Source organism: Mesorhizobium dulcispinae (genome assembly GCF_033977345.1).
GTDB lineage: Bacteria > Pseudomonadota > Alphaproteobacteria > Rhizobiales > Rhizobiaceae > Mesorhizobium > Mesorhizobium dulcispinae.
The window spans coordinates 369,162-375,980 of sequence record NZ_JAVIIY010000005.1; the positions used below are offsets into that span (position 1 = coordinate 369,162).

A 6,819-nucleotide genomic window follows, 5' to 3' on the forward strand; every position below is an offset into this window, starting at 1 on the left:
GATCGCGAGGCGGGCATGAGCGGTGAGTTGGTGCTCGTTACCGGCGGCTCGGGGTTCCTCGGCGCTCACTGCGTCCTCGCGCTTCTGAAGGCAGGCTACCGCGTACGCACGACCGTCCGCTCGGCTAAGCGCGAAGCCGATGTTCTCGCCATGCTGAAGGTCGGCGGCGCCGAGCCGGGCGATGCGCTTTGCTTCGCCTATGCCGATCTCACGGCCGATGCAGGCTGGCGGGAAGCAGCCGCCGGGTGCCGGTACGTCCTTCACGTCGCTTCGCCGTTTCCGCCCGGCGTGCCCAAGCACGAAGACGAGCTGATCGTTCCGGCGCGCGAAGGGGCGTTGCGTGTATTGCGGGCTGCGCGCGATGCGGGCGTCGAACGGGTCGTGCTTACCTCGTCCTTCGCCGCCATCGGCTATGGCCAGACGCCGGTTCCGGGCCGTCCGTTCACCGAAGAGAACTGGAGCGACCTGTCGGAAAAGGTGAGCGCCTATGTGAAGTCGAAGACGCTGGCCGAGCGGGCCGCGTGGGACTTTGTTGGTCGCGAAGGCGGAGCGTTGGAACTGGCTGTCGTCAATCCAGTTGGGATTTTTGGACCGGTGCTCGGCCCGGATCATTCGACCTCGACGGATTTCATCAGACGCCTGATGGACGGCGAGATGCCGGGTTTGCCGCGCATGTCGTTTGGCTTGGTCGACGCGCGGGACGTGGCGGATTTGCATCTGCGCGCCATGACCAGTCCCGCCGCCAAGGGCGAGCGGTTCCTGGCTATCAGCGGCGATTTCATGACGGTGCTGGAAATCGCGCGGACGCTGAAAGCGCGGCTGGGCAATGCTGCGTCGCGCGTTACCACGAGAGTGCTGCCGGACTGGCTGGTCCGGATCGTGGGGCTGTTCGACGGGCAAGCGGCTCAGATCGTGACGGAACTGGGCAAGGCGCGGAACGCAACCGGCGCCAAGGCCATGCGCATGCTCGGCTGGGCGCCGCGATCGCGCGAGGAAGCGCTTGCTGCGACTGGCGAAAGCCTGGTCCGGCTCGGATTGCTCAGAAAGTCAAAATAGCGCGCCCGGCGGAACGGCCGCCGGGCGCGCCGGTTTCAGCCGAGCAAAGCGGCTTTGTTCGCTTCGAGGAACTGCTTCAGCGTCCGCGGCTTGCGACCCGACAACGTCTCGATCGCGTCGGTCACCATGCCGATACGGCCGGAGCGCGTGTTGGCGTCGAAGGAGACGATGATGCGGGCAAAGTCCTCGGGAAGGCCGGCCGCCTTGACGCCCTCGGTCAGAGCCTCGTCAGGCAATTGGATAACCTCCAGCGGCTTGCCGGTGACTTCGCTTACCAGCGCGGCAATTTCGTTCGTCGTGTAGGCCTGCGGGCCGGTCAGGGTATAGACGTGGCTTTCCTTGGAGCCGGAGGCGAGGCTTGCGGCGATTGCCGCGGCCATGTCGTCGCGCGCGCCGTGCGCGATGCGCCCATCGGCGGCCGAACTGTACCACTTGCCCGACGCGATGGCGTGCGGCAGCGCCAGGAACAGGTTCTCCTGATACCAGCCGTTGCGGAAGATGGTGTAGGGAATGCCGCTCGCCTTGATCGCCTGCTCGGTGCCGTAGTGATCGCCGGCAAACAGCACCGGCGAGACCGGCTCGGGATTGGGCATCGAGGTATAGAGCAGGTGCGAGACGCCGGTCGCCTTGGCGGCCGCCACTGCCGCCTGGTGCTGCTTCAAGCGCCGGTCGCTTTTGAGGTCGAGCTCGCCGGTCGAGACGATCAGGACACGGTCGGCGCCTTTGAACGCCTTCTCGAGCGAGGCCGGGTCATCGAAATCGGCCTCCCTGACAATGACGCCGCGCGCCGCGAGATCGGCGAGATTTTCGGGGTTGCGCGTGGTGGCGATGACGTTGGCCGGCGCGACCTTTCGCGCATCGAGCAGATGGTTGATCACGGCGCGGCCGAGATGGCCGGAAGCGCCGGTGACGAGGAGGGTTTCGGTCATGGTAGGGTTTTCCCGAAGTTGCGCCGAGGGCGGGTGCGATTGACGGTCTCAAAAAGAGACCAGCGCTAAAATAGGAATTGACCGCAGGTCGTAAAGAAGGCAGTTTTTCGGGAGGTAGGCACAGCCGGGGAACCATCGGCCGGCCGCCGCTTCGACCACAGGATGTCGCCATGGACAGCAAGATCTTCAATCTGAAATCGAAGCTCGAGGTTTATAAAGCTATGACCGGCGGCGGTAATTTCGCTGATTGCCCGGTTCGCGACGTGATCCAGGGCATCAGCGGCAAATGGAGCTCGCTGCTGGTCATGGCGCTGGCTGAAAAACCCTATCGGTTCGGCGAATTGCGCCGGCTGGTTCCCGACATCTCGCAGCGCATGCTCACGCAGACGCTCTATGATCTGCAGCGGGACGGCTATGTGCATCGCGAGGTCTTCCCGACCAAGCCGCCAAGCGTCGAATACAGTCTCACCGATCTCGGCCGCTCGATGTTTGCGCCCCTGCAGATGCTGATCCAATGGGCCGAGCTCAACCACGATGCAGTGCGAGAGGCGCGCGCGACGTTCGACGCGTCTTCCCGAGCCTGAGGCGCGGCCGGCTGGTGGCGGCGCTGGCGAAAGTCCCGCCAAGTTCGCAGTTCGTCGCCGCCATGGTCACCGGTACGATGATGACCCGTTCAGGCAGACCGGGCTAGCGGTGCTGCAATGGCCTGCAGCCTGATGATCTCCGAAAGATAAGATCCCTTCGCCAGCAGGAAGGCATGCAGCCGCCGCGGATAGTCGGCATCGACCGCTTCCTTGATCGATTCTCGCTTGCTCAAGGCCTCGCGCCAGGCGTGGACAAGAGGCTTGCCATCGAGAATGCCGAAATCGCCGATGCCGTCGAAGGTGTCGAAGTAGCGGAAGATGGGCCCGTAGACGGCGTCGACCAGCGAGAAGCGGTCGCCGGCGAACCACGGACCGCTCCGCCTCGCCGACAGTTCCGCCTCCACGCGTTCAAACATTTCGGACAGCGCTTTGCTTTCCTTGGAGAAAGCTGCCTCGTCGGCTGCGGAATAGAAGCGGCCGATGCCGTTAAGGATGGCCGAGCCGAATTCGATCCAGGCGCGGTGCCTGGCCCGCATGAGCGGATCGGCCGGGTGCAGCGGATTGGCCTCCGTCTCCTCAAGGAATTCGAGGATGACGGCAGATTCGAAAATGACCTCCTCCGCGTCATCTCGCCCGACACGGAGCAGCGGCACCTTGCCGAGCGGCGAGATGGCCTTGAACCAGTCCGGTTTGGCGGCAAGGTCGACATTGACCCGTTCGAACGACACGCCTTTCTCGGCAAGCGCGATCGCCGCGCGCTGGACGTAGGGGCAAAGGTGATGGCTGACGAGGGTGAGCCTTGCTGTCATCTCACTCTCCCCAGACATAGTTCAGCGCGCCGTCCTCGACGCGGGTCGACAGGAACATCAGGCGCGAGCCCTTCGGTGCCGGGCCTTCGATACGCTCGCCGCTTTCCATGTCGAAGCGGGCGCCGTGCCATTGGCAGACCAAGGCGCCGTCCTTGCAATCGAGCGGTCCGCCGAAATGCAGGCAGGCATTGGCAGCGGCGCGAATGCGCTCGCCGCTGCGCCAGACATGGACCTCGCGGCCGAAGAAGGGCGCGATCAGGCTGCCGGTCTGAGGGATGTCGGCCACTTTACAGATTTCAGTTTTCATCGGAGAACTCCTTTTCGATGCAATTGCATCTATATGGATGCATCTGCATCGATCGTCAAGCTTGATGCAATTGCATCTATTGAATAGAGTTCCTCCATGACGAGAAAATCTCCTGCGCCCGAAACCATCAAAGCCTGGGGCCGGCTGATGCGCGTGTCGCGTCAGTTGGTCGAAAGGACCGAGGATGCCCTGAAAGCCGGCGGCCTGCCGCCGCTCGCCTGGTACGACGTGCTGCACGAGCTCGCCGAGGCGGGGGAGGGCGGCTTGCGGCCCTTCGAGCTGATCGATCGCGTGCTGCTGGCGCAGTACAACGTCTCGCGGCTGCTAGCCCGATTGGAAGCGGAGGGTCTGGTTGAAAAGCTGCCTGTCTCGGATGACGGCCGTGGCCAGACAGTGCGCATCACGCCCGCGGGGCGGGAGACGCGGCGCCACATCTGGGCGGTCTATGGCGCGTCGATCGCCGATCTGATGGGCGACAAGCTTTCCGCCAAGGAGCTAGGGACGCTGGCTGGTTTGCTCGGAAGGTTGCGCGACCCGCCAATCACGGAATGACTGCGCGGCCCGACCGGCCTTTCAGGATGGATGCGAGGCCCAAACAAACGCGATCGTGGCCAGCGCGCCAAGCGCGACGCGGACCAGATGCATTTTGCCCCATTTGACGATCATTGATCTTGCCTGCGGATTGTCGGCCTCGACCTTCATCGCTTCCAGCAAACGGTTGGTCGGCATCATCACCAGCAGCGTCCATGGCCAGGGCAAGATGATCGCCACCGCGCCGGCCAAAAAGCCAGCTACGCCGGTTTGCCACCAGGCAATCAGTCCGAGAACGCAGGCGACTATCGCAATGGAACCCTGCATGGCGGCGCCGCGCTTGTAGGAAGGCTGCCATTCCCGCAGCAGTGCCTTGTCGTCCAGGGCCAGCCGCGCCGGTTGCTCCGCGACGCTGACATAGACTGCGGCGCCCGTGAAGGCGGCCGCCATTCCGTCCTCCGGCAAGAGAAGCCATCGACGGAAAATAGCGCTTGCATGGCTGCGGGCAATACGGCATAGAAGCCGAACCGTAACGTACGGTACGCCAATTGACCCGTGGTGGCCGTATCCCGAGGGAAGTGTGTTGCACAGCGTGCCAGACATCGACAACAGCGAGGCGCTGACCGAGCGGCAACAGGCCGTTCTGGACGCGGCACTTCGCCTGCTGGTCGAGGAAGGCGACAACCTCACCATGACTGCGGTGGCGCGCCGGGCAAGCTGCTCCAAGGAAACGCTCTACAAATGGTTCGGCGACCGCGACGGGCTGCTGACGGCAACGGTGCAGTGGCAGGCCTCAAAGGTACGTGTGGCGCCGGTCGACCGCAAAGGTCTCGACCTTGCCTCGTTGACGGCAAGCCTCGAGCGCTTCGCGTCAGACTGGCTGAGGGTGATTTCCAGTGACACGTCCGTCGCGCTGAACCGGGTGGCGGTCGGCCATGCCGGTTCCGGCAAAGATGACCTTGGCGCGATCGTGCTGCAGAATGGCCGCTTCGCGCTGGCCAGGCGCCTGAAGCCGGTGCTGGAGGCGGGACGACAGGCCGGGCTGCTCGACTTCGACGACGCCGAGACAGCGTTCCGGACCTTTTTCGGGCTGGTCGGCCGCGACGTGCAGATCCGGCTTCTGCTCGGCGACCGGCTGCAATTGACCGAGGCGACGATCGGCGGCGACGCCGCCCGCGCGACGCAGCAGTTTCTCGCTCTCCACGGGCCGAAGACCAGGGAGCAAACAACCGGCCGCAAGGCCTCTAGAACCGGATGATTTCAGGTCAAGTGGACCTGAAATCTGAATCCGGTTCTAAATCAAAGAGATAGAGCATGATGTCGTCCGAAAACCGCTTCACACTTTTCGGCATCATGCTCTAGCTTCAAAACGGGAAGGAAGACGAAATGCGTGTTTATTACGATCGTGACGCCGATCTCAATCTGATCAAGGGCAAGAAGGTCGCCATCATCGGCTATGGCAGCCAGGGCCGGGCGCATGCGCTCAACCTCAAGGATTCCGGCGTCAAGGAGATCGCCATCGGCCTGAAGGCCGGCTCGGCGACCGCCAAGAAGGTCGAGGCCGACGGGCTGAAAGTGATGAGCGTGGCGGATGCCGCCAAATGGGCCGACCTGATGATGATGGCGACGCCCGACGAACTGCAGGCCGACATCTACAAAAACGAGATCGCGCCGAACATCCGCGACGGCGCCGCGATCGCCTTCGCGCACGGCCTCAATGTGCATTTCGGCCTGATCGAGCCGAAGGCTTCGGTCGACGTCGTCATGATCGCGCCGAAGGGGCCCGGCCATACGGTGCGCGGCGAATACCAGAAGGGCGGCGGCGTGCCGTGCCTGGTCGCCGTCAACCAGGATGCCTCGGGCAATGCGCTCGACCTCGCGCTCTCCTATGCCTGCGGCGTCGGCGGCGGCCGCTCGGGCATCATCGAGACCAACTTCCGCGAGGAATGCGAGACCGACCTGTTCGGCGAGCAGGTGGTGCTATGCGGCGGCCTGGTCGAGCTGATCCGCGCCGGCTTCGAGACGCTGGTGGAAGCCGGCTACGCGCCGGAGATGGCCTATTTCGAGTGCCTGCACGAGGTGAAGCTGATCGTCGATCTGATCTATGAGGGCGGCATCGCCAACATGAACTACTCGATCTCGAACACCGCCGAATGGGGCGAATATGTCTCGGGCCCGCGCATCATCACCGCCGACACCAAGGCCGAGATGAAGCGCATCCTGAAGGACATCCAGACCGGCAAGTTCACCTCGGAATGGATGCAGGAGTACCGCGCCGGCCTGTCCCGCTTCAAGGGCATCCGCCGCATGAACGATAGCCACCAGATCGAGGAAGTCGGCGCCAAGCTGCGCGCCATGATGCCGTGGATCGCCAAGAACAAGCTGGTCGACAAGGCGAAGAACTAAGCCTCGCACCCACAGTGTAGGTGAAAGCCGGCGGAGTACTCCGCCGGCTTTTTTGCGCCGCTAGAGCGGTTCAAGATTTGACGGAATCGGAGGGGATTCCTGATTTGTCGGATTTGTGATTCAAGATGCTGGCTGGAATGGAGGCCAGCATCTGATGACGCGACCTCTTTCGGACGATCTTCGCGAACGGGTTGTGG

General features: G+C 63.5%; 9 protein-coding genes. 5 read left to right on the forward strand and 4 right to left on the reverse strand.

Annotated features, from left to right (window positions below):
- The first annotated feature begins 15 nt into the window (after positions 1 to 15).
- Positions 16 to 1,056, forward strand: a complete 1,041-nt coding sequence (locus tag RFN30_RS14715; protein ID WP_320262803.1) for an SDR family oxidoreductase — start codon at positions 16 to 18, stop codon at positions 1,054 to 1,056.
- 35 nt (positions 1,057 to 1,091) lie between these two features.
- On the opposite strand, the gene RFN30_RS14720 is transcribed toward RFN30_RS14715, so the two are convergent.
- A complete protein-coding gene (locus RFN30_RS14720; RefSeq protein ID WP_320262804.1) occupies positions 1,092 to 1,985 on the reverse strand; it encodes an SDR family oxidoreductase in 894 nt (297 codons plus the stop codon).
- 170 nt (positions 1,986 to 2,155) lie between these two features.
- On the opposite strand from RFN30_RS14720, the gene RFN30_RS14725 reads away from it, so the two are divergent.
- On the forward strand, positions 2,156 to 2,569 hold the full coding sequence (locus RFN30_RS14725) for a winged helix-turn-helix transcriptional regulator (protein ID WP_320262805.1): 414 nt from the start codon (positions 2,156 to 2,158) through the stop codon (positions 2,567 to 2,569).
- An 89-nt stretch (positions 2,570 to 2,658) separates the two neighbouring features.
- Here the strand turns inward: RFN30_RS14725 and RFN30_RS14730 are convergent, their stop codons facing one another.
- Together RFN30_RS14730 and RFN30_RS14735 are read right to left on the reverse strand one after the other, a co-directional pair.
- Entirely contained in the window at positions 2,659 to 3,378 is a 720-nt protein-coding gene (locus RFN30_RS14730) for a glutathione S-transferase family protein (RefSeq protein ID WP_320262806.1), read from the reverse strand.
- 1 nt (position 3,379) lies between these two features.
- Positions 3,380 to 3,685, reverse strand: a complete 306-nt coding sequence (locus RFN30_RS14735; RefSeq protein WP_320262807.1) for a Rieske (2Fe-2S) protein — start codon at positions 3,683 to 3,685, stop codon at positions 3,380 to 3,382.
- A gap of 96 nt (positions 3,686 to 3,781) precedes the next feature.
- Here RFN30_RS14735 and RFN30_RS14740 point away from each other — a divergent pair, with 96 nt between their 5' ends.
- Positions 3,782 to 4,237, forward strand: coding sequence for a MarR family winged helix-turn-helix transcriptional regulator (locus RFN30_RS14740; protein ID WP_320262808.1), 456 nt, complete (start codon positions 3,782 to 3,784; stop codon positions 4,235 to 4,237).
- A gap of 21 nt (positions 4,238 to 4,258) precedes the next feature.
- On the opposite strand, the gene RFN30_RS14745 is transcribed toward RFN30_RS14740, so the two are convergent.
- Positions 4,259 to 4,819 carry an anthrone oxygenase family protein gene (locus tag RFN30_RS14745; RefSeq protein ID WP_430699043.1) on the reverse strand — a complete coding sequence of 187 codons (561 nt, stop codon included), beginning with the start codon at positions 4,817 to 4,819 and terminating at the stop codon, positions 4,259 to 4,261.
- On the opposite strand from RFN30_RS14745, the gene RFN30_RS14750 reads away from it, so the two are divergent.
- Both RFN30_RS14750 and ilvC read left to right on the forward strand, forming a co-directional pair.
- Positions 4,797 to 5,474 carry a TetR/AcrR family transcriptional regulator gene (locus RFN30_RS14750; protein WP_320262810.1) on the forward strand — a complete coding sequence of 226 codons (678 nt, stop codon included), beginning with the start codon at positions 4,797 to 4,799 and terminating at the stop codon, positions 5,472 to 5,474. The genes RFN30_RS14745 and RFN30_RS14750 overlap by 23 nt on opposite strands.
- Positions 5,475 to 5,602: 128 nt before the next feature.
- A complete protein-coding gene (gene ilvC / locus RFN30_RS14755) occupies positions 5,603 to 6,622 on the forward strand; it encodes a ketol-acid reductoisomerase (protein WP_292417513.1) in 1,020 nt (339 codons plus the stop codon).
- Positions 6,623 to 6,819: the final 197 nt, after the last annotated feature.

Bases quoted from the DNA above. Each gene is read 5' to 3' on its own strand.
- RFN30_RS14740 (WP_320262808.1), top strand. From the start codon at position 3,782: ATGACGAGAAAATCTCCTGCGCCCGAAACCATCAAAGCCTGGGGCCGG.
- RFN30_RS14735 (WP_320262807.1), bottom strand. From the start codon at position 3,685: ATGAAAACTGAAATCTGTAAAGTGGCCGACATCCCTCAGACCGGCAGC.
- ilvC (WP_292417513.1), top strand. From the start codon at position 5,603: ATGCGTGTTTATTACGATCGTGACGCCGATCTCAATCTGATCAAGGGC.
- RFN30_RS14730 (WP_320262806.1), bottom strand. From the start codon at position 3,378: ATGACAGCAAGGCTCACCCTCGTCAGCCATCACCTTTGCCCCTACGTC.
- RFN30_RS14720 (WP_320262804.1), bottom strand. From the start codon at position 1,985: ATGACCGAAACCCTCCTCGTCACCGGCGCTTCCGGCCATCTCGGCCGC.
- RFN30_RS14715 (WP_320262803.1), top strand. From the start codon at position 16: ATGAGCGGTGAGTTGGTGCTCGTTACCGGCGGCTCGGGGTTCCTCGGC.
- RFN30_RS14745 (WP_430699043.1), bottom strand. From the start codon at position 4,819: ATGTCTGGCACGCTGTGCAACACACTTCCCTCGGGATACGGCCACCAC.
- RFN30_RS14725 (WP_320262805.1), top strand. From the start codon at position 2,156: ATGGACAGCAAGATCTTCAATCTGAAATCGAAGCTCGAGGTTTATAAA.